Annotated in this window: 20 protein-coding genes and 1 pseudogene; 9 read left to right on the top strand and 12 right to left on the bottom strand. The window is 70.3% G+C overall.

Features of this window, described 5'->3' with window-relative positions; all coding sequences use genetic code 11:
* Window positions 1–49: 49 nt before the first annotated feature.
* Window positions 50–979, bottom strand: a complete 930-nt coding sequence (locus ABG085_RS01145; RefSeq protein WP_347977617.1) for an alpha/beta fold hydrolase — start codon at window positions 977–979, stop codon at window positions 50–52.
* A 70-nt stretch (window positions 980–1,049) separates the two neighbouring features.
* On the opposite strand from ABG085_RS01145, the gene ABG085_RS01140 reads away from it, so the two are divergent.
* Window positions 1,050–1,712: a TetR/AcrR family transcriptional regulator gene (locus ABG085_RS01140; protein WP_347977616.1), complete on the top strand. Its 663-nt coding sequence runs from the start codon at window positions 1,050–1,052 to the stop codon at window positions 1,710–1,712.
* Window positions 1,713–1,910: 198 nt separating this feature from the next.
* Here the strand turns inward: ABG085_RS01140 and ABG085_RS01135 are convergent, their stop codons facing one another.
* The 3 genes from ABG085_RS01135 to ABG085_RS01125 form a co-directional block, all read right to left on the bottom strand.
* Window positions 1,911–3,689 carry a glycosyl hydrolase family 18 protein gene (locus ABG085_RS01135; RefSeq protein ID WP_347977615.1) on the bottom strand — a complete coding sequence of 593 codons (1,779 nt, stop codon included), beginning with the start codon at window positions 3,687–3,689 and terminating at the stop codon, window positions 1,911–1,913.
* Between the two features lie 266 nt (window positions 3,690–3,955).
* Window positions 3,956–5,911 carry a DEAD/DEAH box helicase gene (locus ABG085_RS01130; protein WP_347977614.1) on the bottom strand — a complete coding sequence of 652 codons (1,956 nt, stop codon included), beginning with the start codon at window positions 5,909–5,911 and terminating at the stop codon, window positions 3,956–3,958.
* Window positions 5,912–6,845: 934 nt separating this feature from the next.
* Entirely contained in the window at window positions 6,846–7,085 is a 240-nt protein-coding gene (locus tag ABG085_RS01125; protein WP_347977613.1) for a hypothetical protein, read from the bottom strand.
* Window positions 7,086–7,178: 93 nt separating this feature from the next.
* Here ABG085_RS01125 and ABG085_RS01120 point away from each other — a divergent pair, with 93 nt between their 5' ends.
* On the top strand, window positions 7,179–7,808 hold the full coding sequence (locus ABG085_RS01120; protein ID WP_347977612.1) for an antibiotic biosynthesis monooxygenase: 630 nt from the start codon (window positions 7,179–7,181) through the stop codon (window positions 7,806–7,808).
* Window positions 7,809–7,945: 137 nt separating this feature from the next.
* Window positions 7,946–9,022 (top strand): DUF998 domain-containing protein, encoded by a 1,077-nt coding sequence (locus ABG085_RS01115; RefSeq protein WP_347979253.1) that lies wholly within the window; start codon window positions 7,946–7,948, stop codon window positions 9,020–9,022.
* Window positions 9,023–9,067: 45 nt separating this feature from the next.
* Here ABG085_RS01115 and ABG085_RS01110 read toward each other — a convergent pair whose 3' ends face one another.
* Window positions 9,068–9,391: a putative quinol monooxygenase gene (locus tag ABG085_RS01110; protein ID WP_347977611.1), complete on the bottom strand. Its 324-nt coding sequence runs from the start codon at window positions 9,389–9,391 to the stop codon at window positions 9,068–9,070.
* 148 nt (window positions 9,392–9,539) lie between these two features.
* Here ABG085_RS01110 and ABG085_RS01105 point away from each other — a divergent pair, with 148 nt between their 5' ends.
* From ABG085_RS01105 to ABG085_RS01085, 5 genes are all read left to right on the top strand, one after another.
* Complete coding sequence (locus ABG085_RS01105; RefSeq protein ID WP_347977610.1) at window positions 9,540–10,688, top strand: NAD(P)/FAD-dependent oxidoreductase; 1,149 nt, start codon at window positions 9,540–9,542, stop codon at window positions 10,686–10,688.
* Window positions 10,689–10,835: 147 nt separating this feature from the next.
* Complete coding sequence (locus ABG085_RS01100) at window positions 10,836–11,003, top strand: hypothetical protein (protein WP_347977609.1); 168 nt, start codon at window positions 10,836–10,838, stop codon at window positions 11,001–11,003.
* A 27-nt stretch (window positions 11,004–11,030) separates the two neighbouring features.
* The gene (locus ABG085_RS01095) at window positions 11,031–11,201 is read left to right on the top strand and encodes a hypothetical protein (protein ID WP_347977608.1); all 171 of its coding nucleotides are present in this window, start codon (window positions 11,031–11,033) and stop codon (window positions 11,199–11,201) included.
* A gap of 93 nt (window positions 11,202–11,294) precedes the next feature.
* Entirely contained in the window at window positions 11,295–11,525 is a 231-nt protein-coding gene (locus tag ABG085_RS01090; protein WP_347977607.1) for a YkvA family protein, read from the top strand.
* A gap of 34 nt (window positions 11,526–11,559) precedes the next feature.
* Window positions 11,560–11,997: a VOC family protein gene (locus ABG085_RS01085; protein ID WP_347977606.1), complete on the top strand. Its 438-nt coding sequence runs from the start codon at window positions 11,560–11,562 to the stop codon at window positions 11,995–11,997.
* Between the two features lie 1,232 nt (window positions 11,998–13,229).
* Here the strand turns inward: ABG085_RS01085 and ABG085_RS01080 are convergent.
* The 6 genes and pseudogenes from ABG085_RS01080 to ABG085_RS01055 all read right to left on the bottom strand — a co-directional run.
* Window positions 13,230–16,304 (bottom strand): annotated as a pseudogene (locus ABG085_RS01080) (efflux RND transporter permease subunit); the annotation flags it as partial.
* Window positions 16,305–16,420: 116 nt separating this feature from the next.
* Window positions 16,421–16,798 carry a CrcB family protein gene (locus tag ABG085_RS01075; RefSeq protein ID WP_347977605.1) on the bottom strand — a complete coding sequence of 126 codons (378 nt, stop codon included), beginning with the start codon at window positions 16,796–16,798 and terminating at the stop codon, window positions 16,421–16,423.
* Window positions 16,795–17,208, bottom strand: coding sequence for a CrcB family protein (locus ABG085_RS01070; RefSeq protein WP_347977604.1), 414 nt, complete (start codon window positions 17,206–17,208; stop codon window positions 16,795–16,797). Before ABG085_RS01070 ends, ABG085_RS01075 begins: the two co-directional genes overlap by 4 nt.
* A 102-nt stretch (window positions 17,209–17,310) precedes the next feature.
* Window positions 17,311–18,279 carry a DNA topoisomerase IB gene (locus ABG085_RS01065; protein WP_347977603.1) on the bottom strand — a complete coding sequence of 323 codons (969 nt, stop codon included), beginning with the start codon at window positions 18,277–18,279 and terminating at the stop codon, window positions 17,311–17,313.
* Between the two features lie 87 nt (window positions 18,280–18,366).
* Window positions 18,367–18,633 carry a Rho termination factor N-terminal domain-containing protein gene (locus ABG085_RS01060; protein ID WP_347977602.1) on the bottom strand — a complete coding sequence of 89 codons (267 nt, stop codon included), beginning with the start codon at window positions 18,631–18,633 and terminating at the stop codon, window positions 18,367–18,369.
* 36 nt (window positions 18,634–18,669) lie between these two features.
* A complete protein-coding gene (locus ABG085_RS01055; protein ID WP_347977601.1) occupies window positions 18,670–19,557 on the bottom strand; it encodes an SDR family oxidoreductase in 888 nt (295 codons plus the stop codon).
* Window positions 19,558–19,768: 211 nt separating this feature from the next.
* Here ABG085_RS01055 and ABG085_RS01050 point away from each other — a divergent pair, with 211 nt between their 5' ends.
* The gene (locus tag ABG085_RS01050; protein ID WP_194412039.1) at window positions 19,769–19,933 is read left to right on the top strand and encodes a hypothetical protein; all 165 of its coding nucleotides are present in this window, start codon (window positions 19,769–19,771) and stop codon (window positions 19,931–19,933) included.
* A gap of 82 nt (window positions 19,934–20,015) precedes the next feature.
* On the opposite strand, the gene ABG085_RS01045 is transcribed toward ABG085_RS01050, so the two are convergent.
* Window positions 20,016–20,795, bottom strand: coding sequence for a MerR family transcriptional regulator (locus ABG085_RS01045; protein WP_347977600.1), 780 nt, complete (start codon window positions 20,793–20,795; stop codon window positions 20,016–20,018).
* Window positions 20,796–20,923: the final 128 nt, after the last annotated feature.

Genomic DNA, 20,923 nt, shown 5'->3' with positions numbered 1-20,923 from the left:
TCACGCTCATGCGCGGACAGAGAGGTACGGGCTCTCGCGGGCTCCGGCTCTACGCAGCGACCGGCACGGGCGCCAGCCGATCGACCGCAACCTTCGGGGTCCGCGTCATCTCCGGGCTGGGCGACGCCTCGAGGTGTTCGAGGACCGCGTCGAGCACGGCATCCGCAGCGAGCAGGCGACTGTGCCCGAGCGCGGTCGTCGTGAGCAGACGGGCATTCGGGTTCGCGGACATAATCCTGCCGGCCTCGGCGTAGGGCACCATCCGATCGCCGTCGTCGTGGATGACGAGCAGCGGCACACCGCCGGGCAGCGGCCGCCGGACACTCGACAACCACGCGAAGGGATCAGCCTGTCCGGGGAAGTACCGGCTCGCGAAGCGCTCGCGCATGCGCGCGGACACCGCGTCGGAGTACCGGAGCATGCCCTGGAACTGGGTCAAGAGCAGGTCGGCATCAGCGGGCGCTGCGATCGTGACAACGCGTGCGGCATCCGTTCCGCCGGCCACGCCCACGAGCGTCGCCAGACCGCCGAACGAATGCCCGACCATCGCGTCGAAGGCCCCGTGGCGCTCCTGCAGAGCCGAGAACGTATCGAGCCAGTCGACGAGGTAGGTGCGGCGGCCCGCCGACGAGCCGTGCGCCGGCGCGTCGAACGCCACGACGCGATAGCCCGCCGCGACCAGCTCCCGCACGAGGGCAGCGAACTGGCTTGCGCGTCCGTTCCACCCGTGCGCGAGCACCACGGTGCGCGGGCCGCTGCCCCACTCGTAGGTGTCGACCTCGACACCCCGGCGTTGGACGCCGTCGATCCGAACGGTGCGACGACGCGCGAGCCACATCGTCGCCTCCTCATCCGCCTGCACCGGTCGCGGCGCCGCGACCGAACCGAACAGCGGCATCGCGAGGGTTGCTCCCCAGCCCGGCGACACAGCGCCTAATCCGCGGATTGTGGCGCCCGCGGCGGTCAATGCGAGATTCATGGTGCTCCGATCCGAAGAATACGAACGATCGTACTTATGAATACGAACGATCGTACGGTAACCTCGACCCGTGACACAAGCCCCCGTTGATCGCCGTCGCCTCCGCGGCGACGAGTCGCGCCGCGCGGTGCTCGCCCACGCCGTCGACACCGCCACGGTCGACGGTCTCGACGGCCTGACGATCGGACGACTGGCGGATGCCTCGGGGCACAGCAAGAGCGGCATCGCGACGCTGTTCGGCTCCAAGGAGCAGTTGCAGCTCGCCGTCGTCGCCGCCGCGCGAGAAGTGTTCATCGATCGCGTCGTCGCGCCGGCTCGCGCACGCACACCCCGCGGGCTGGTGCGCGTGTGCGCACTGCTGGCGGACTGGCTGGCGTACTCGCGCGACCGGGTCTTCAGCGGCGGATGCTTCTTCGCCGCCACCTCGGTCGAGTTCGACGCGCGACCCGGCAGCGTCCGCGACGCGATCGTCTCCGCCTCCGGCGAGTGGGAGGACTACCTCACCCTGAGCATCGAGCACGCGATGGCGGCCGGCGAGCTGCCCCTGCTCGATGACGCACGTCAGCTCACGTTCGAGATGGTGTCGTTCCTCGAAGCGGCGAACACCCGGTCACTCCTCTACGTGAGCGACGAGCCGTATCGCCGGGCCGAGGTCGCGCTGCGCGCGCGCCTCTCCTCACTCGGCGCCGACCCCGCGCTCGTGGCGTCGATCGGCGCCGCCCTCGCCGACTGATCGCCCCAGATTCAGGGGCCACGACGCGCGGCAACGACCGCGGCGAAGCGACGAAGCGCGCCACCCGAAGCACCGCTCCCCGGCTCAGGGGTCAGGACGCGCGGCAACCACACCCTCGAAGCCACAGACCGCGCCCCCGAACCGCCGGAGCACGCGAAAGGCGGGCGCCCTGAGAGACGCCCGCCTTGTCTCCGCCGGTCAGCTCCTCCAGGGGCCGTGCTTGGCTCCGGGCACGTCGTTGCGGCTCCACCACTGCGCCGTATAGGTCACGCCGTCGTAGACGACCTGATCGCCCTGGGTGTAGATGCGGTCGGCGTACCAGTCCTGCACCGTCGCCGGGTCGGTTCCGCAGGCGGTGAGCGTGCTCCACGGCCCGCGCGCCGAAGCGCCGGGCTCGTCGCCCTTCGCATACCACTGCGCCTCGAACACGCGGCCGTCGAGGTGCACCAGCTCTCCCCCGCGGTACGTGGTCTGCGCGTGCCAGGGCGCGGCTGCGGCATCCGCAGTCTCCTCGCACACGACCAGTTCCGCGCCCTCGACCGGACCGGGGACAGCGGCACGCAGCACGTCGGCCGACGCGCTGGACAGGTCGCCGGCCACGTCGTTTCCGACCTCCCAGAAGTCGACGCCGCCCAAGCCCTGCGAGAGGGCCCACGCGGTCTTCTCGGCCACCGCCACCTCGTCGTCGAACGACCAGAACTCGCGCGCCGCGGCGTCATACCCCCACGTCGCGTTGAAGCGGCCGTCGGCGGTGCGCTCGTGGTGGATCTCGAGGTCGCGCAGCTTCAGCTGGTCCCACGTGATCTGGCCGAGGCCGCCACCGGATGCCGTCCACGGCTGGGGTTCGGCATCCCGCCATCCCTGTCCGTAGGCGGCGAGACCCAGGTTCAGCTGCGACGCGTCGACGCCGGCGTTGACGTACGACGCGACGACCGTGTCCAGTCCGAGACCCCAGTTGTGGGCCGGGTCGCCGTACACGTTGCCCTGATGTCCGGTCTCAGGCGTCCACGAGCCCCAGAGGTCGTACCCCTGCAGGTTCGCGTAGTCGAGGTACTCGAACAGCTCGGGGTCGTTCCAGCCGCCGGCCGCGATCTGCGTCGGCCCGGCCGGAAGGAACGCCGAGAGCTCGTAGTCGCGCCCGGTCTCCGCCTCGACGACGTCGAGCTGCGCGCGCAGCTCCTGGACGAACGCGAGGAAGTTCGCCTTGTCGTTGACAGGATCGACGGTGTTGCCGACCTCCTGCGCCCAGTCCGGCGCGCCGGGCCACTCCCAGTCGAGATCGAAGCCGTCGAAGATGCCGGCGGCCGCTCCAGGACCTCCGCGACCGTCGATCACAGGGAGGTTTCCCCTGATGTACAGGTCGATGCACGACGCGGCGAGACCGGACCGCAGCTCCGGCGTGGCGACGGCCTTCGAGAACGACTTCGACCACGACCAGCCGCCGAGCGACACGTTGACCTTCAGGTCGGGGTGCAGGCGCTTCAGCTGCGAGAGCTGGTTGAAGTTGCCGGCGAGCTTCTGCTTCTTCGTGTCGGCGATGCCGAGCACGGACTGGTCGGCGGGGAAGGCGTGCGCGAAGTCGCTGTCGGCATCGCCGGCGGTGTCGGTCTGCCCGGGACCGGGTGCGGCGGTGTCGGAGATGAAGCACGTGTACGGCTCGACGTCGTCGAGACCCTGCACCCCCGCCGCTCGCGCGGCGTCGAGCGCCGCCTCGTCACCGGCGATGTTGCCGAACGAGTAGTTGAGGTGCGTGAGGTTCTCTCCGGCGGGGCCGTCGACGAACAGACGCTTGATCGTGGCCTGGGCTTCTCCGGTCGCACGCCATTGCCCGTAGTACCCGACGTTGCGGTAGCCGTTGATCGTGGTGGTGGGGGTGGGCTCGTCCGCGGCTGCGACGGCGGGGGATGCCGCGAACAGGCCGGCGACGAGCGCTCCGATGACGGCGGCCGAGAGCGCCGGGGTTCTGGGGATCGACACACAAGCTCCTTCGATTGCGGTGGGGTGAAGCACGTCGGAACGATTTAGGTAACCGTCCTAACAAATTACCTGGTGCCTATTCTGGCACGCGGCGACACCTCGCCGGAAGAGCCGAAAAAGCGGCGACGCCCGGGCGCCGCCGGATCCGCCCCTGTCAGCGCGATCAGCCCCCGCGGGATCGCGTCCGTCGCGAGGCGATCAGCGGTCGATCTCGCGACCGGACGACGAAGCGGCCCCACCCTCAGGTGGAGCCGCTTCGACGGAGATCAGCGGTCGACGTGGGACAGCTGACGGCCCGAGAGCTCCTCGAGCAGGTCGTCGCCGAGTGCGACCTCTTCGAACGGCGCGTCGATCTCGGCGCGGTCCAGCAGCTCGCCCATGCGGCGGCGGCGCTGACGGGTGATGAGCGTCACCACGGTGCCCGAGCGTCCGGCGCGGCCGGTGCGCCCCGAGCGGTGCAGATAGGTCTTGTACTCGTCGGGTGCGTCGGCCTGGACCACCAGATCGATGTCGTCGACGTGGATGCCTCGAGCCGCGACATCCGTTGCCACCAGCACGTTGACCCGACCCGAGGTGAGCTTCTCGAGGTTGCGGGTGCGCTTGGCCTGGTTGAGGTCGCCGTGGAGGGCGACCGCACGGATGCCGGCGTCGTCGAACTGGTCGGCGAGCATCTCTGCGTAGGCGCGGGTGCGGGCGAAGACGAGCGTCTTGCCTTCGCGCGCGACGAGCGAGTCGAGGATCTCGGCCTTCTCGCGGTGCTCGATCACGAGCACGCGGTGCTCGATCGTGCCCGAGTCCTGGTCTTCGCCGGCCACCTCGTAGACGGCGGGCTTGACGAGGAACTCGTCGACGAGCGCCGCCACCTCACGGTCGAGCGTGGCCGAGAACAGCAGCTTCTGGCTGCCCTTGGCGGTGTGACGGAGGATGCGCTGCACCGGCTCGAGGAAGCCCAGCTCGCACATGTGGTCGGCCTCGTCGAGCACGACGATGCGGATCTCGGAGAGGTCGAGCTTGCCCTGGTTGACGAGATCCTCGATGCGGCCGGGAGTGCCGATGACGATGTCGACGCCTCGCTTCAGCGCGCCGGCCTGACGCCCCTGCGGCACGCCGCCGTAGATCTGGGTGGTGAACAGTCCCACGCTGCGCGCGATCGGCTGGATCGTGCCGTCGATCTGCAGCGCGAGCTCGCGCGTCGGGGCCAGGATGAGCGCCTTCGGCGCGCGGGCGAACTCGCGGCGCTGTCCGGCCTGCGAGCGCAGCACGCTCTCGACGAGTGGCGCACCGAACGCGATGGTCTTGCCCGACCCGGTCCGGCCGCGCGCGAGCACGTCCTTGCCGTGGAGGATCGGCGGGATCGTCGCTGCCTGGATCGGGAACGGCGACGCGGCGCCGAGATCCGCGAGCGCACGGACGATGTTCTCTCCGAGGCCCAGGTCGCCGAAGGTCGCCTCGGCGACGTTGTCGGCCTGGATCGCCTCGGCCTGGAGGCGCTCGTGCACGACGTCGACGTGGGCCTCGTACGCCGCCGTGCGCGCGGGAGCGTTCCAATCCGACCGGCTGGCGGCGCCGTCCCGGCGAGGACGGACGCTCTGCGAACGGGCGGGACGGTCGTCCCGGCGCGGGCGGTCGTCGTACGAACGGGCCGGACGGTCGCCCTGCGAGCGGGCGGGACGGTCATCGCGACGCGGGCGATCCTCGTACGAACGGGCCGGACGGTCGTCCCGACGCGGGCGATCGTCGTACGAACGGGCCGGACGGTCACCCTGCGAGCGGGCCGGACGGTCGTCGTACGAACGGGCCGGACGGTCCCCTTGCGAGCGAGCGGGGCGATCGTCGTACGAACGCGCCGGACGGTCGTCCCGTCGCGGGCGATCGTCGTACGAACGCGCCGGACGGTCCCCCTGCGAGCGTGCCAGCCGCTCGCCGTACGAACGGGTCGGACGGTCACCCTGCGAGCGGGCCGGACGGTCGTCGTGGGCGTGGGTGCGGATGGCGCGGGCTTCCCCGCGGCCGGCACGCTCCTGGGCGTTCCAGCGGCGCTTGGGCGAGGCATCCGCCTCTTCGGGCCGGTGGCCGCGGTGGCCGGCGCTGCGGCTGCCCGTCTGACCCGCCGACGATTCGCCCGGGCGGCGCTTGCGGTCCTGATAGCTGGACTTCGCGCCGTAGCGGGGCTCGAAGTTCTTGGCCGCGCGGCCGCCGGCCGGCTTCTTGTTCTTGGGCACGGTGTGTCCTTCTCTGGGTTGTTCTCGCGGAACAGCACTCCCCCGCGCGCATGCGTGCGATGCCGCCTGCGGCGGCGAGGAGTTACCCGGACTGTTCGTCGGCCGGGGGCCATTCGATGTGATGGTCGTCAGGGCGGACGCGCCCAGACCATCGGCCCCAAAGACTCACAAACCCGATCCGCAACACGCGGTGTCCAGAGCCGACCCTGCCAGAGTACCAATCCCGCCTGCACGGGCGCTGAGCACGAGCGCTGAGGCGGTTCGTCATCCGCCGGGCATTCTCCCCGGAGGCCGGGCTACTGTTTGACTCAGCGGCTCGTCGCTGACCAGCGTTTTTTGCTGATCAGCGCTGACTGCTGAACTGGGGATTTGTCGTCAGAACCGGCGGACTCCGGGGTCGGGGTCTATTGGGGGATGTCGGCACCGGGGGGCGTCGTACAGAACCGATCGTGAGTCGAATGCCTCCCACGACCCTTTCCGACGCAACCAGCGGTCCAGCCGCGACGCCTCGCGCGATCGCGCCTGCCGCCCGACAGGCTCGCGTGCGTGCTGCCACCCACCGGACGGCGGCCACGCCGCCGCGGGTGACCGAGACGCCGACCGCCGATGATGCCGACCCGCCGGGGCGGGGCGCAGCGCCCGTCCAGCCCGACCATGCGCTCGTCGCGCACCAGGTCGGGCGGCTCGCGGTGCTCTCGCTCCCGGTGGGCGTGCTCGTCTCGCTGCTCACGAGCCATGACCCGACGTGGTGGCACCACCATTTCTCCCAGCTGGGCACGCACTCCGACTTCTCCGGCAGAGCGTTCAACAGCATCGCGATCTTCTCGGGCTTCTTCCTGGCCGCCTATGGCGTGCTGGTCGCGGTCGCCCTCCCCGCCGGCATGAGTCGCCGCAGGACGCGCGGCTTCCGCGGGTCGATCGTGTCGGCCGGTCTTCACCTCACCGCCGTGGGGCTCGTTCCCATCCCGGTGAGCGCCGTCATGCACGACATCATCGCGGCCTGCTTGGGGCTGTCGTTCCTCGCGACGGTCGCCACGGGCCTCACGATCCCCGGTCGCAGCCGCCGGTTCCGACGCATCACCGCCTTCTGCGTCGCGCTGCTCACCGTGGGCATCGTCGTGCTGACAGCCGGGTTCATCACGCTCGCACTGTTCGAGCTGGTCGCGTTCGTCACGATGGGCGCCTGGCTGCTGGCGCTTTCCCGCGTTCTGGCGGCCGCACCCGTCGCCACCCGTCGGCGCCGCGCCGACGCCTGCGCCACCGGAGAATGGATGCCATGGCAGAACCCGTTGCCCATCCCATCACCGTTGCGATCGAGCGACGCATCGACCCCTCCCGCACCGCAGAAGCCACGAGCTGGATGCAGGCGGGAACAGACCTCGCCGCCGGCTTCACGGGCTTCCTCGGCTCCGGCTGGGTCCGCGCCGGCGAGAGCAGCGACCTCTGGTACATGCTCTACCGCTTCCGCGACATCCCGACCCTCGAGGCCTGGGAGGATTCGCCGCAGCGCTCGTGGTGGCTCGATTCCGGCCGTGCCTTCGCGAACGAGGTCCGGGTCGAGCGACGCACCGGCATCGAGGGCTGGTTCGACGCTCCGTTCGCGACGAACGTCGAGTCGCGGCATCCGGACATCGCTACGGCACCGTCCACCGGACCGGTCCAGCAGCCGATCCCGCCCGCCCCGGCGCGCTGGAAGCAGGCCGTCACGATCTGGCTCGGCTTCTTCCCCACGAATCTCCTCGCGTCGTGGCTCCTCGGCTACGTCCCGGGGTTCGCGGAGTGGCCGCTGATCGCTCGGGTCCTGCTCACGACGGTGCTGCTCACCCCGGTGATGACGTACGCGGTGCTGCCGTGGGTGACACGGATGCTGCGCCCCTGGCTGCAGCGCGGCGCCTGAGCGGATGCGACATGGGCCATCGCGAGCCCTCGGTCGCCGGCGCACCGTGACGGCCGAGGAGACATCCGTCACCAGATCGTGTCGTGCCGAACGCCCCGCACGCCGTGGCCGGGTCGTACTCTGACCTCGTGAGCACCATGAACACCTCGCCGCTGCCCGACACGGCAGCACCGACGCCCGGCCGCCGCGCGGAGTCCCAGGCGGTCTACGCCGGTCTCGCCGCCGGCGCCGTCGGCGCGATCTACGGCCTCCTCGTCGGCGTGTTCGCGCCGGATCTGCAGCTCGCCGGCCAAGCCGACTCCTTTGCGGTGTGGGCGGCGTGCGGCGCGGCAGTGGTGGCCGCCGCGGCCTCGACGACCGAGTATTGGCGAGCGCGCAACCGCCCCGGGCAGGAGTGGCGGCAGACGCTGCCGTCGTGGAAGTTCATCGTCAACACCATCTCGGTGGTCATCGTCCACACCGCCCTCGCCTTCGTGGCTGTGTACGCGCTGTATCGCGTGCTCGCCATGGGCTTCATCGGGCTGCCGATCGTGACCTTCTGGGCGGTCGTGCTGATGGCGGTGACCCTCGGCATGACGGCGTGGATCGTGTTCCTCTCCGTGTCGGCGATGACGACGCAGCGCATGTCGTCGCTGCTGCTCGCATTCATCGCCATCGGCACGCTCACGGCCATGGTCACGACGCCCGACCCGAAGTGGTGGACGATCCACTTCAGCCATCTCGGCTCCTTCGAGGACGACCTGTCGAGCTGGGTGTTCAACGGCACCCTCATGGCGGCGGGTCTGCTCGTGACCACCTTCGCCGTCTACATCGCCAACGACATGCGCGCCCTCGCGGCGGCGGGGGTGCTCGAGAACCCGCGCGGGCCGCGCATCGTTCCCGTGCTCTTCGCCATCATGGGCATCATGCTCGCGTGCGTCGGCGTGTTCCCCGTCGACGTGAACCTCGCGCTGCACAACCTCTCGGCGTCCGGCATGGCGGCGATGTTCCTCGTCCTGCTCATCGGCGGGCCGAAGTTCCTGCGCGGGATGCCGCGCACCTACTTCGTCGCGTCATGGGCGTTCCTCGCGGCGATGGTCGCTTCGGTGATCCTCTTCATCCCGGCGGTCGGCTTCTTCTCCCTCACCGCGTTCGAGATCATCGTCTTCGCACTGATCTTCGGTTGGATCGCGGTCTTCATCCGCTTCCTCGGCGTCGCCGGCCGGCAGGACTGACGCGGCCGTCCCACGAGGGCAGCTGAGCGCGCGTCGCCGAGGCCGTCAGGGCGGCGCCGGGGCCGATCCGTCGCGCAGCGGCGACCCGACGACATCGAACTGGAAGCCGCCGAATGCTCCGGAGAGCAGCGGGCGGGCATCCGCGATCGACGCCTGCACCTCCGGCAGCGCCAGCGAGGCGCGATGCGCGTCGGCGCTCTCCCACAGCTCGACCACGTACACCGTGTCGGGATCCGCGTCGTTCACGCCCACCTCGTACAGGAGGCAGCCGACTTCCCGCAGGTGGTCGCTCCGGCGCGTGAGGTGGCGCACGAGCTCATCCCGCTTGCCGGGAGCGGCGCCCAGACTTCCTGCATTCGCGAACACCATGCGGCCCACGGTAGCCCGACGCTCCGACAGCGCGTCGGGCTGGCGTCGTCGACTGCGCGCCGGCTCGCGTGCCGGCGTTCGACGCGCGTGTGGGACGCCGGGGATGACGTGGCGGGGCCGCACCGCTAACGTTCCCCTCGGGAGGACCATGTCTGCTGACGTGCTCGTCGTGGGAGCGGGGCCCGCGGGCCTCGCCGTCGCCGCCTGTCTGAAACGTCAGGGGATCGACGCGCTGGTCGTCGACCGCGGTGACGCCGTCGGCGACACGTGGGCCGGACGCTACGAACGGCTCCACCTGCACACTCCCCGCGTCCAATCCGCCCTGCCGGGCCTGCGCATGCCCCGTCGGTTCGGGCGCTGGGTCGCCAAGGACGACATGGCGCACTACCTCCGCGTCTACGCCCGGCTGCACAGCCTCGAGCCGAGGTTCCGCACGGAGGTGCACCGCCTCGAGCGCGACGACGGGCACTGGGTCGCAGCCACCGATGCCGGCCCGCTGCGTGCTCGGCAGATCGTCGTCGCGACGGGCTACAACAACATCCCGGTCCAGCCGCGGTGGCCGGGGCAGGAGGGATTCGAGGGCGCCGTCATCCACGCGTCCGCGTATCGCAGCCCGGCGGAGTACGCCGGCCGGCGGGTGCTCGTCGTCGGTGCCGGCAACACGGGTGCCGAGATCGCCGCCGACCTGGCCCAGCACGGAGCGGCGGACGTGCGCCTGTCGATCCGGACGCCGCCGAACATCATCCCGCGGCAGTTCGGACCCCTTCCCACCACGTTGATGGCCGTCCCGATGGACTTCCTGCCTGCGGTGCTCGTCGACCCGGTGAACCGGCTGCTGCAGCGGGTGGCTCTCGGCGATCTGTCCCGGTACGGGATGCCGCGCGCTCGCGCCGGCGTGGTCGCACAGGCACGCGCGACGGGCGTGACGCCGACGATCGACGTCGGTCTCGTGGCCGCGCTGCGCACCGCCGCGGTCACTCCCGTCGCCGCGCTCGAGCGCTTCGAGGGATCCGAGGCGGTCTTCGCGGACGGCACACGCTTCACGCCGGATGCCGTGATCGCCGCGATCGGCTACACCACCGGGCTCACCACGGTGCTCGGTCACCTCGGGGTGCTCGATGGCCGTGGCGGTCCGATCGTGACGGGTGCGGCATCCGCGCCCGGCGCACCGGGGCTGCGGTTCGTCGGGCTCTGGAATCCCCTGAAGGGGCAGCTCTTCCAGATCGGCCTCGACGCGCGGGCCGTCGCCCGCGTCATCCACCGAGAGCTGCGGCGCGCGGACCCCCGCGCATCCTGACCGCTGCGCGCATCCTGACCGCTGCGCGCATCCTGACCGCTGCGCGTGTGAGCGAAGCGCCCTGCCGCGCCGCTTCGCTCTTGTCAACCGGGGTCCGTACGCGCGCGGGTGGTCGTACGTTTCCCCTCGAGACGAAGGGAGCACCACATGGACCGCAACGCAGAAGAGCCGAAGACGGACGACGAGGGCACCCGCAAGCCGGGCGGCCTCGGGCGTGACGAGACGATCCCCGACGCACCCGACGGCGTCGCCGCGGGACACACCGGCGTGCCGTCGACGTTCGAGCCGGAAGAGGACGAGAAGGCTGACCGCTAGGCGAGCTCAGCCGCGAAGGAGAGTGTGATGACCGACAGCTTCGTTCCGCGCCTGTCGCCGGAAGACGGCAATCCCGCGAGCGATCTCAAGACCGATGTGATCAAGGATGTCGAGCGCGAGCACACCATCACGGGCGACTTCGTCGGGCCCCGCAGCGACGAGATCCCTGACGAGGAGTCGGATCAGGGCGAGCCGTGACCCGCTGAGCGCGGGCTGTGCATCTTCTGACTGATCGATCACGATTCCGTCTCGACGGGCCCTCCGGCGTGCGGCGCGCGCACACTGGGGGGCATGTGGTGGAGATTCCTCAGGGCGATCAAGCGCCGCGAGCATCGTGTCGCACCGACGACATGGGTCGTGGCGATCGCCGCCGTCGTGTACACGTTCGCGCCGATCGATCTGATCCCCGAGCTGCTTCTGGGGCCGCTCGGCTTCGCCGACGACATCGGCGTGTGGGGGACGTTCGCCGTGCTCTTCGCCCGTGAGCAGCACCGCTGGCAGGCTGGCCTCACGTCGCACTAGGACCGCGTCGGGGCCTATGAGTAGCATGCCGCTCATGGCCATCAAGCTCGAGAATGTCGGCATCGCCGTGCGGGACATCGATGCGGCGATCGCTTTCTTCACCGACCTGGGCCTGAAGGTGCTCGGCCGTGACACGGTGAGCGGCGAATGGGCCGACACCGCCGTAGGCCTGGATGGCAACCACGCCAGGATCGCCGTGCTCCAGACGCCCGACGGTCACGGTCAGCTCGAGCTCTTCGAGTACATCCATCCCGACGCCATCGAGACCGAGCCCACTCTGCCCAACCAGATCGGCATGCACCGCGTGGCCTTCTCCGTCGACGACATCGACGAAGCACTCGAGATCGCCGCACGCCACGGCTGCCATCCGCTGCGCGGCGTGGCCACCTACGAGGACGTCTACAAGCTCACCTACCTCCGCGGTCCCAGCGGCATCCTCGTGATGTTCGCCGAAGAGTTGAAGAAGAGCTGACCGCCGATCGCGTTCTCGCCCGGCGGGAATCGTCCGCAACACAGAAGGGGACGGATGCCGCTGCTCGCGGCACCCGCCCCCTTCAGGCTCGTTCGAGTCGGGCGTCAGGCGTCGTGGCGACGCTCGTCGTGTTCGCCATCGAGGTCGGAAGCGGGCTCGTCGTTCGTCTCGGGGCCATCGGCCGGTCCTGGCCGGCCCTCAGCTTCGGCCTCGACTGCGGGCGAAGACTCGGAGGCGGCCCCGCCGTCGTCCGTCGCGTCGCCGTGCACGGTCTCCGGCTCCTCGGACGCAGCGGCCTCATCCGCGACGGGCTCGGATTCGGGCTCGTGGCTTTCGGTCGCGGTCGCGGCCTCATCGGCGGGCTCCGCCTCGGGCTCGTCCCCTGAACCCGTCGAGACCTCGGGCTGCGGCTCATCCACGACGGGCTCCGACCGCGGCTCATCCGCCACGGCCTCGGACTGTCCGCCGGGCTCCGTCTCGGATCCACCCGACGCGTCGGTTTCGCCTTCGACGTCGATCGGTGCCACAGCTGCCGCATCGGCGTCCGTCCCGGACGTGTCATCGCTCGTCAGCTCAGACTCCTCCGCCGGCGCGGTGTCGTGCGCAGTGTCGGTCTCGGGCTCCGTCTCGACGGCACTCTCCGAAGACTCGGACGCGGCGGCATCCGGCTCGGCCACCGGCGCCTCCGAGGCGGCATCCGGCACGTCGGCATCCGCGACGTCGAGCGGCTCGCCCACCACCTCGTCCGAGGGCTGACCCGTCGGCGCGGCATCGATGACGGGCACGGCGGAGTCCACCGGCGAGTCGGCGCCGGCGGACGCCGAAGACTGCTCCTGGGCGTCCGCGGGCACGGCGTCCACGATCGCCGGAGCGGGCGCCGAGTCCGACACCTCGACGTCGGGGCCCTCCTCGATCACCGGCACGGCGACCTCTGCCACCCCGCCGCGCTCGCGCTGGCGACGCTGGCGCCGGGTCTCGAGCGCGGCCGCACCTGCTGCGGCGGCTGCGACACCCGCCGCACCGGCGGCACCGGCACCCGCGGCGCCAGCGCCCGCGCCGCCGGCACCAGCACCCGCGGCACCCGAACCTGACCCGGCCGCAGCGACTCCCGCACCCGCGCCGACACCGGCGCCGACGAGTTCACGCTCGGCTGCGGCATCCGTTCCGCCCTGCGGGCCCTCGCCCTCGGGAGCCGGACCGCCGTCGCCGCCGTTCTCGTCACCGAAGTCGCGACGACGCGCTGCGCGCCGCTCCCTCGCACCCTCGACGAGGTTGTACAGCGTCGGCAGCACGAGCAGCGTCAGCACGGTCGACGACACCAGGCCGCCGATCACGACGATCGCGAGCGGCTGCGAGATGAACCCGCCCTGGCCGGTGATGCCGAGCGCCATCGGCGTCAGCGCGAAGATCGTGGCGAGCGCCGTCATGAGGATCGGGCGCAGACGGCGAGAGCCGCCGGCGACGGTCGCGTCGTGCGCGCTGAGCCCCTTCTCGCGGTACTGGTTCACGAGGTCCACGAGCACGATCGCGTTCGTCACCACGATGCCGATGAGCATCAGCACGCCGATGAGCGACGCGACGCCGAGCGGCACGCCCGTGATGATCTGCAGCAGGATGGCGCCGGTCGCCGCGAACGGCACCGAGACGAGCAGCAGCAGCGGCTGGCGCAGCGACTTGAACGTGGCCACCATCACGATGTAGACGATCAGGATGGCCGCGAGCAGGGCGAGACCCAACTGCGAGAACGCATCCTGCTGCTGCGTCACGACGCCGCCGAGCGTCGCATCGGCCGAGGCGGGCAGGTCGGCGTCCGCGAGGGCGGTCGTCACCGAGGCGGACGCGGTGGCGAGGTCGTCGGTCGACGGGGTCACCGTCACGGTCGACGTGCGCTCGCCGGCCTCGGTCGTGATCGACGTGGGACCTTCGCTCTGCTCGACCGTCGCGACCTCCTCGAGTGCGATGGGGCCCGTGGCGCTCGGCACCTGCAGCTGACGCAGCTCATCGAGCGACGCCGGGGTCTCGGAGGCGGCGAGGTACACCGTGAGCGACGTGTCGTCGATCTCGACGGTGCCGATGGACTGCGGCTGCATGGTGTTCGACACCAGCGCGCCGACCGCGACCTCCGACAGGCCGAGCTGCGCCGCCTTGTCGCGGTCCACCGTCACGGCGATGTAGGGCAGCGACGCCGCGAGGTTGCTCGAGACCTGGCCGACGCCTTCTGCGCCGTCGACGGCGTCGATGACGGCATCCGTCGCAGTCTGCAGGGTGTCGGAGTCGGGAGCGGTCACGTCGATCGCGATGTCGGTCGAGCCGAAGCCGCCGCCCCCCGACGCGACCGTGATCTCGCCGGCGTCGTCGAGCTCGGCGACCGCCTCCTGCACCTCTTCGCGCAGCGCCACCTGGTCGGCGCCGGAGTCGGTGGTGATCGAGTAGGTGATGCCGCTGCCGCCACCCGAGAACGCGTCGCGCAGCGCCGAGCCGCTCGAGCCGATCGACACCTGCACGGTGTCGATGCCGTCGATGCCGAGCAGCACCTCCTCGACCTGCTCCGCCGCAGCGCTCTCGGCCTCGAGCGAAGGCGCCGGACCGATGTCCTGCGTCATCGTGAAGGTGTTCTGGCCGGAGTCGCCCAGGAAGTTGGTCTTCATGAACGGCGCGGCGGCGATCGTGCCGACGAGCACCAGCACGGCGAGCGCGAGCGTCACCCACGAGTGCTTGAGCGTCCAGCGGAGGATCGGCAGGTACGACTTCTGCAGGCGGCTCGGCGGGGCGGCCGGGTCTTCGGGGTCGATCGCGACGCCCTCGGCGTCGAGGATCGGCTTGCCGGGCTTCAGGAACCAGTACGCCAGCACCGGCACGATCGTCAGCGCGACGAAGAGCGACGCGGTCATGGCGATCGTGACGGTCATCGCGAAGGGACGGAAGAGCTCGCCCGTGACATCGCCGACGAACGCGATCGGCAGGAACACCGCGACGGTCACGATGGTCGACGCCGTGATGGCGGAGGCGACCTCCCGGACGCCGCGCAGGATGGCGGTCTTCTTGTCGGAATCCCCGACGTAGTGCCTCTTGATGTTCTCGATGACGACGATCGAGTCGTCGACGACGCGTCCGATCGCGATCGTGATCGCACCGAGCGTCAGGATGTTCAGCGAGTAGCCGAACGCCTGCAGGCCGATGAAGGTGATGAGCAGGCTCGTCGGGATCGAGATCGCGGCCACGAGCGTCGAGCGCACCGACAGCAGGAAGATGAAGATGACGAGCACGGCGAAGACGAGGCCGAGCAGACCTTCCTTCGCGAGCGTGTCGATCGACTCCTGGATGTAGGGGGCCTGGTCGAAGACGACGGTGAACTCGGCGCCGTCGAGGGATTCCTCGAGGTCGGGAAGGAGCGCGAGCACGCCGCGCGACACGTCCACGGTGTTGGCCGCGGGCAGCTTGGTGACGGCGATCGTCAGAGCCGGCTCGCCGTTCACGCGCGAGACCGTGGTGACCGGGTCGGTCTCCTCGACGACGGTCGCGACATCCGCGATGGTCGTCGCGCCGCCCTGGAGCTGCTCGGCCGTCGAGGGCACGAGCGGCAGCGCCGCGATCTCGTCGACCGACGTGATCTTCGAGCCGGTCTGCACCGTGAGCGTCTCGTCGTTCTCGGTGACCTCACCGCCCGGGAACAGCACGCCGTTCTGCTCGAGCGCGTCGCTGATCGCCTGCTGCGTGAAGCCCGCCGCGGCGAGCGCCGCCTGGTCGGGGGTGATCGTGACCCGCTGGCCGACGCCGCCGACGATCTGCGCGGCGTTGACCCCGTCGACATCCTCGAGATCGGGGACGACGGATGCCTCGAGCTGAGCCTGGATCGTCGCTTCGTCGTCGTAGCCGGTGACGGCCACCTGGATCACTGGGAAGTCGTCGATGCTCGCCGAGATGACGCTCGGGTCGACCCCCTCGGGCAGCTGGCTCTGGATGCGGTTGATCGCCTGCGTCATCTTCTGCTCGGCGGTCGCGAGGTCGGTGCCGTAGGTGAAGGACGCCTGCACGATCGAGGCGTTCGTCGTGCTGGTGGCGGTCGATGACTCGAGCCCCGGCACACCCTGGATGGCGGTCTCGATGGGCACCGACACGTCGTTGCTCACGACCTCGGGCGACGCGCCCGGGTAGGTCGAGACGACGATGAGCGCGGGGAACTCGATCGAGGGGATGAGCTCTTGCTTGAGGTTCGTGAGTGCGAGTCCGCCGAAGATGGCGGCCACGATCGTGATCAGAGCGATCAGAGCACGGTTTTTGAGACTCAGGACGGCGAGGTTCGACACACAGAGGCCTTCGCTGGTGTGGTGGTGCAAGGGATGCGGGAGCCCGCACGATACGGAGATGTATCGGTTGTCAGTATTTCATGCGGTTCTCATCTGAGATTCCTGAGCCCCTGCGCTCAGGACGCCGCGATCTCCCCGCCGAGCAGGAGCCCGAGGCCGGCCGCGATGACCGCGAGCGCGAATGTGCCGAGGAGGTTGAGTGCGGCATCCCGACGGCGCTTCCGCTGGGCGAGCAGCACCGTCTCGACCGAGACGGTGCTGAAGGTCGTGTACCCGCCGAGCAGACCGAGCCCGAGAACCAGTGACAGCTCGGGCGCGATGGCGGCCCCGAGCCCGGTGATCACGCCGAGGGCGAAGGACCCCGAGACGTTCACCACGAGGATCCCCCAGGGAAACCCCATCCCGCCCGCCGGCGTGAGCAGCCGGTCGACGACGTAGCGGAGTCCGGCGCCCCCGCCGCCGGCGAGCGCGGCGAGCAGCAGCCAGGGGCTCACTCGGCGTCCTCGGGGAGTTCGACCCGGCCCTGTCGGTGCGAGATCCGGCGTCCGAGGAGGAGCCCGGCGAGCGCTCCCGCGACGCCTGCGATGACGGATGCCGCGGCCAGCCCCGCCGCGAGCCACGGCGTCGTGACCCACAGCGCCGTCGCGACCGCGAATGCGCTGTAGGTCGTGAAGCCGCCCAGGATCCCAGTGCCGAGGAAGGCGCGGGCGAGCGGGCGGCGGTCATCGAGCCAGCCGACCACGATCCCGAGGATCAGCGATCCGGCGACGTTGATGCCGAGCGTCACCCACGGCACGGCCGCCGGATCCTCCACAGGTGCGACCAGGAGCGCGCGTGCGAGGACGCCGATCGCTCCGCCCGCCACGGTGACGCCGAGCACGCGCGGGTCGACGGGCTGCGGCATCCCTTCACGCTACTCCGGCACCTCACGGCCCCCGAGCCTGCCGAAGGGCGCTTCGACAGGCTCAGCGACCGGAACCGACGATCGCCGAGCCTGTCGAAGGGCTCAGCGGCCCTGTCGGAGCAGGCCGCGGATCGCGGACTCGGGCGTGATGGACAGGTCGAGAAGCTGGCCGTCTCGGTACCGGGCGAACACGCGGGGGTCGATGTACGAGCCGCGCGCCACCGATGGCGTGTTGCCGAGCGCCTCGGCGGTGACCCGCACCGCCAGCACCTCGGCGCGCTTGAGGTCCGTCTTCGTGTCGACCGTGCCGATGCGTGCCAGTGCCTCGGCAGCGAGGATGGTTCCGCGCAGGGTGCGGAAGTCCTTGGCGGTGAACCGGCCCCCGGTCAGAGAGCGCACGTACGCGTTCACCTCGGCCGGCGTGAGCGGCACGCGCCGGCTGCCGCGCTGCCACGCGAGCAGCGGCGAACGGGGCCTTCCGGCGGCGAGCAGTTCGATGACCGCCGCGAGTTCCGCGTCGTCGATCTCGAGAAGCTGCCGTTTGCCGCTCTTGCCCGGAAAAGCGAACGTGACCACGGATGCCTCCACCGTGGCATCCCGTCGCTGCAGGGTCGTGAGGCCCCGGCTGCCGTGTGCGGCGAGGTAGCGCTCCGAGCCGATGCGCGGGGCCGCGTCGTCGAGGAGCCGGAATGCGACCGCCAGCACCCGTTCCCGGTCGAGCCCGTCCCGTCGCAGCGATGTCGTCACCCGGGCGCGGGCGCGCGGCAGCGCCTCGGCCAGCGCCAGGGCACGCGCGAATTTGCCGCGGTCGCGGCCGGCGGTCCAGTCCGCGTGGTACAGATACTGCCGACGGCCGGCGTCATCGACGCCGACCGCCTGGATGTGACCCTCCGGACGCGCACTGATCCAGACGTCCTGCCATGCCGGCGGGATCACCAGCGCCTGGATACGGGCCAGATGTCTCTGCCCCGGCGCACGGCCTTTCGCGTCGAGGTAGCGGAACCCGGATCCGGAACGCAGCCGACGGAACCCCGGATCCTGGTAGGGGCGCACGCGGACGAGCTTCGGCATCCGCTCACGCCACCCGGGTCGTCGGTCCCGCCGGAGCGCCCGTCGATGGACTCGACAGCGCACGCGGCGGGACCGGCGACCACGTCGTCAGTGGTTGCGGATCATCGCGACCAGCTCGGACTTCTTCTTGCCCGAGTACCCCTTGAGGCCGAGCTCCTTGGCACGCTTGCGCAGCTCGGGCACGGTGCGGTCGTCGTAGTTCTCCGCCTTGGCGCCGCGACGGCCGACGGTCTTGCGGCCCTGGCTGGCAGCGGCATTCGAGATGCGCGCCGCCTTCTCTTTCGAGGCACCCTCTTCGCGGAGCTCTTCGTACAGTTCGCGGTCCTTGAGATTCGACCCGCGTCCTTTTGGCATGGCTTCCTCCTTCGGTCACCGCCGCGTGGGCGGATGTCACAGGCCCTTGCCCCCGGTCACCGGCAGGATCGCCCCCGACGTATACGACGCGTCGTCGCTCGCCAGGTACACGTAGGCACCGGCGAGCTCAGCAGGCTGCCCCGCCCGTCCCAGGGGCGTGTCTTGGCCGAACGACTCGAGCCGCTCGGCATCCCATCCCGTCGCGGGGATGAGGGGTGTCCAGATCGGCCCGGGGGCGACGCCGTTCACACGGATGCCCTTCGGGCCCAGTTCCTGCGCGAGCGCCTTGATGAAGGCGACCTGCGCGGCCTTGGTCATGGCGTAGTCGATCAGCCCCGGCGAGGGGTTGAACGCCTGGATCGAGGTCGTCACGATGATCGATGAACCGGGCTGCATGTGCGGCACCGCGGCCCGCGCCGTGAACATCTGCGCGTAGAGGTTGGTGCGGAACACGCGGTCCCACTCGGCGGTCTCGAGCTTCTCGATGCCCTCGCGGTCCTTCTGGTACGCGGCGTTGAGCACGAGCACGTCCAGGCCGCCGAACTCGCCGACGGCACGGTCGACGATCTCTGCGCAGAAGTCCTCTTCCCGCAGGTCGCCGGCGATGGGCAGCGCGCGCACCCCTGCCTCCGTGACCCAGCGGGAGGTCTCGTCGGCGTCCTCCTGCTCCTCGGGCAGGTAGGTCAGTGCGACATCGGCGCCCTCGCGTGCGAACGCGATAGCCACCGCCCGGCCGATGCCGGAGTCGCCGCCGGTGATGAGTGCTCGCCGCTCGGTCAGGCGCAGCGCGCCGCGGTACGAGCGCTCGCCGAGGTCCGGTTCCGGCCGGGTCTCCTCCGTCAGACCGGGCTGCTCCTGCTCCTGCGGAGGGAACGAGCCGTCGTGGTGGGCGGTCGTCGGGTCGGTGGAGGCGGATGTGCTCATACCCGCGAAAATACGGATGCGCGAGGATGCGCTCACGGGGCTTGACATCGCCGCCCGTCGGCCGTATCACCGGTCGGCCGGCCGACTTATCACCGGAAAACCAGCGCCGTCAAGCCCCTACGGACCGCGTCGCCGGGGTGCCACTGTCGATTCATGCCCACGAGGCATGCGGTGCATTCCCTGCATCGACAACGCAGAAGGAGAACGTCCCATGAACCTCGCCCTGATCATCATCATCGTCGTCGCGATCGTGCTCGCGATCGTCGGCGGCCTCAACTCCGCACTGAGCTGGCTGCTGTGGGTGGCCATCATCGTCGGAGTCATCGCGCTGATCGCATTCCTGTTCAGAGTGATCAGCGGGAACCGCAACACCTGATCTGCACCACAGATGTGAAGACAGCGGATGCCGCGGCCGGAGTGGGCCGCGGCATCCGTCTGTCCTGCGGGGGCCTTCGCGCCTACAGCTGCGCCTCCGCGTAGACGCGGAGCGCGTCTCGCACGAACTCCGCCCCGCGGGTGCCTCCGTCGCTCGTCGCGTAGTTGGTGCCGAAGCGCGGATCGGCGACGTACATCTCGCCGAGACCGAGCACGTAGCCCTTCACGTCACCCCCGGGCGCGGACGCGGGCGTGCCGGGCACGCCGGTCAGCCACTCGACGTGGCGCTTCGCGAGCGCCTGCGCCTCGTCGCTGTCGGGGGCGATCCCCGCCTCCGCGGCGGCGATCCAGTCCCGGCCGAGGTCCGAGACACGCTGCTGCCACGCGGCCTTCTCGTCGGCGCTCATCGAGCGCCACCAGCGGTCGCTGTCGGCGTACGCCTTCTTTCCCCAGCGCTGTTCGACCTCGTCCTTGTACTGCGTGTGGTCGAAGCCGTCGAACATGTTCTCTGCCATCATTCCCTCACCTCCTCTCAGTGCGTCGATGGTGTGCTGCACCGACGCGATCTGTCGCGCCAGCCGGTCCTGCTCCTGACGGAGCCACGCCAGGTGAGCCTCGAGAGCCGACTCCTCCGCGGTCTCACGCTCGAGCACCTGGGCGATCTGCGGCAGGCCGAGTCCCAGCTCCCGCAGCAGCAGGATGCGCTGCAGGCGCACGAGCGCCGCTCGGTCGTAGTACCGGTACCCGTTGTGGCCGATGCTCGACGGCGGAAGCAGCCCGATGTCGTCGTAGTGACGCAGTGTGCGGCTCGTGGTGCCCGCGAGCTTGGCGATCTGCTGGATCGACCATTCGTCCTGGTCCATGTCGCCTCTCCTCTCTCGGCTCGTTGACCACGTTAAAGGTTGACGTTGCGTCAAGGTCAAGCGCGGGCACGGCGTCACTGCAGGGTTTGCGGCGCGTGGCGTGCACTCGGGGCGCACGGCGTGCGCCC

This window comes from Microbacterium sp. ProA8 (genome assembly GCF_039905635.1).
GTDB classification, from domain to species: Bacteria; Actinomycetota; Actinomycetes; order Actinomycetales; family Microbacteriaceae; genus Microbacterium; species Microbacterium chionoecetis.
Note: the sequence above shows the minus strand (reverse complement) of the source record. Positions and strands in the feature narration are given on the sequence as shown.

Excerpts from the sequence above, each read along its gene's own strand:
- ABG085_RS01145 (WP_347977617.1), bottom strand. The coding sequence starts at position 979 with ATGAATCTCGCATTGACCGCCGCGGGCGCCACAATCCGCGGATTAGGC.
- ABG085_RS01120 (WP_347977612.1), top strand. The coding sequence starts at position 7,179 with ATGGATGCCATGGCAGAACCCGTTGCCCATCCCATCACCGTTGCGATC.
- ABG085_RS01115 (WP_347979253.1), top strand. The coding sequence starts at position 7,946 with ATGAACACCTCGCCGCTGCCCGACACGGCAGCACCGACGCCCGGCCGC.
- ABG085_RS01110 (WP_347977611.1), bottom strand. The coding sequence starts at position 9,391 with ATGGTGTTCGCGAATGCAGGAAGTCTGGGCGCCGCTCCCGGCAAGCGG.
- ABG085_RS01105 (WP_347977610.1), top strand. The coding sequence starts at position 9,540 with ATGTCTGCTGACGTGCTCGTCGTGGGAGCGGGGCCCGCGGGCCTCGCC.
- ABG085_RS01100 (WP_347977609.1), top strand. The coding sequence starts at position 10,836 with ATGGACCGCAACGCAGAAGAGCCGAAGACGGACGACGAGGGCACCCGC.
- ABG085_RS01095 (WP_347977608.1), top strand. The coding sequence starts at position 11,031 with ATGACCGACAGCTTCGTTCCGCGCCTGTCGCCGGAAGACGGCAATCCC.
- ABG085_RS01090 (WP_347977607.1), top strand. The coding sequence starts at position 11,295 with ATGTGGTGGAGATTCCTCAGGGCGATCAAGCGCCGCGAGCATCGTGTC.
- ABG085_RS01085 (WP_347977606.1), top strand. The coding sequence starts at position 11,560 with ATGGCCATCAAGCTCGAGAATGTCGGCATCGCCGTGCGGGACATCGAT.
- ABG085_RS01070 (WP_347977604.1), bottom strand. The coding sequence starts at position 17,208 with ATGCCGCAGCCCGTCGACCCGCGCGTGCTCGGCGTCACCGTGGCGGGC.
- ABG085_RS01065 (WP_347977603.1), bottom strand. The coding sequence starts at position 18,279 with ATGCCGAAGCTCGTCCGCGTGCGCCCCTACCAGGATCCGGGGTTCCGT.
- ABG085_RS01060 (WP_347977602.1), bottom strand. The coding sequence starts at position 18,633 with ATGCCAAAAGGACGCGGGTCGAATCTCAAGGACCGCGAACTGTACGAA.
- ABG085_RS01055 (WP_347977601.1), bottom strand. The coding sequence starts at position 19,557 with ATGAGCACATCCGCCTCCACCGACCCGACGACCGCCCACCACGACGGC.
- ABG085_RS01050 (WP_194412039.1), top strand. The coding sequence starts at position 19,769 with ATGAACCTCGCCCTGATCATCATCATCGTCGTCGCGATCGTGCTCGCG.
- ABG085_RS01045 (WP_347977600.1), bottom strand. The coding sequence starts at position 20,795 with ATGGACCAGGACGAATGGTCGATCCAGCAGATCGCCAAGCTCGCGGGC.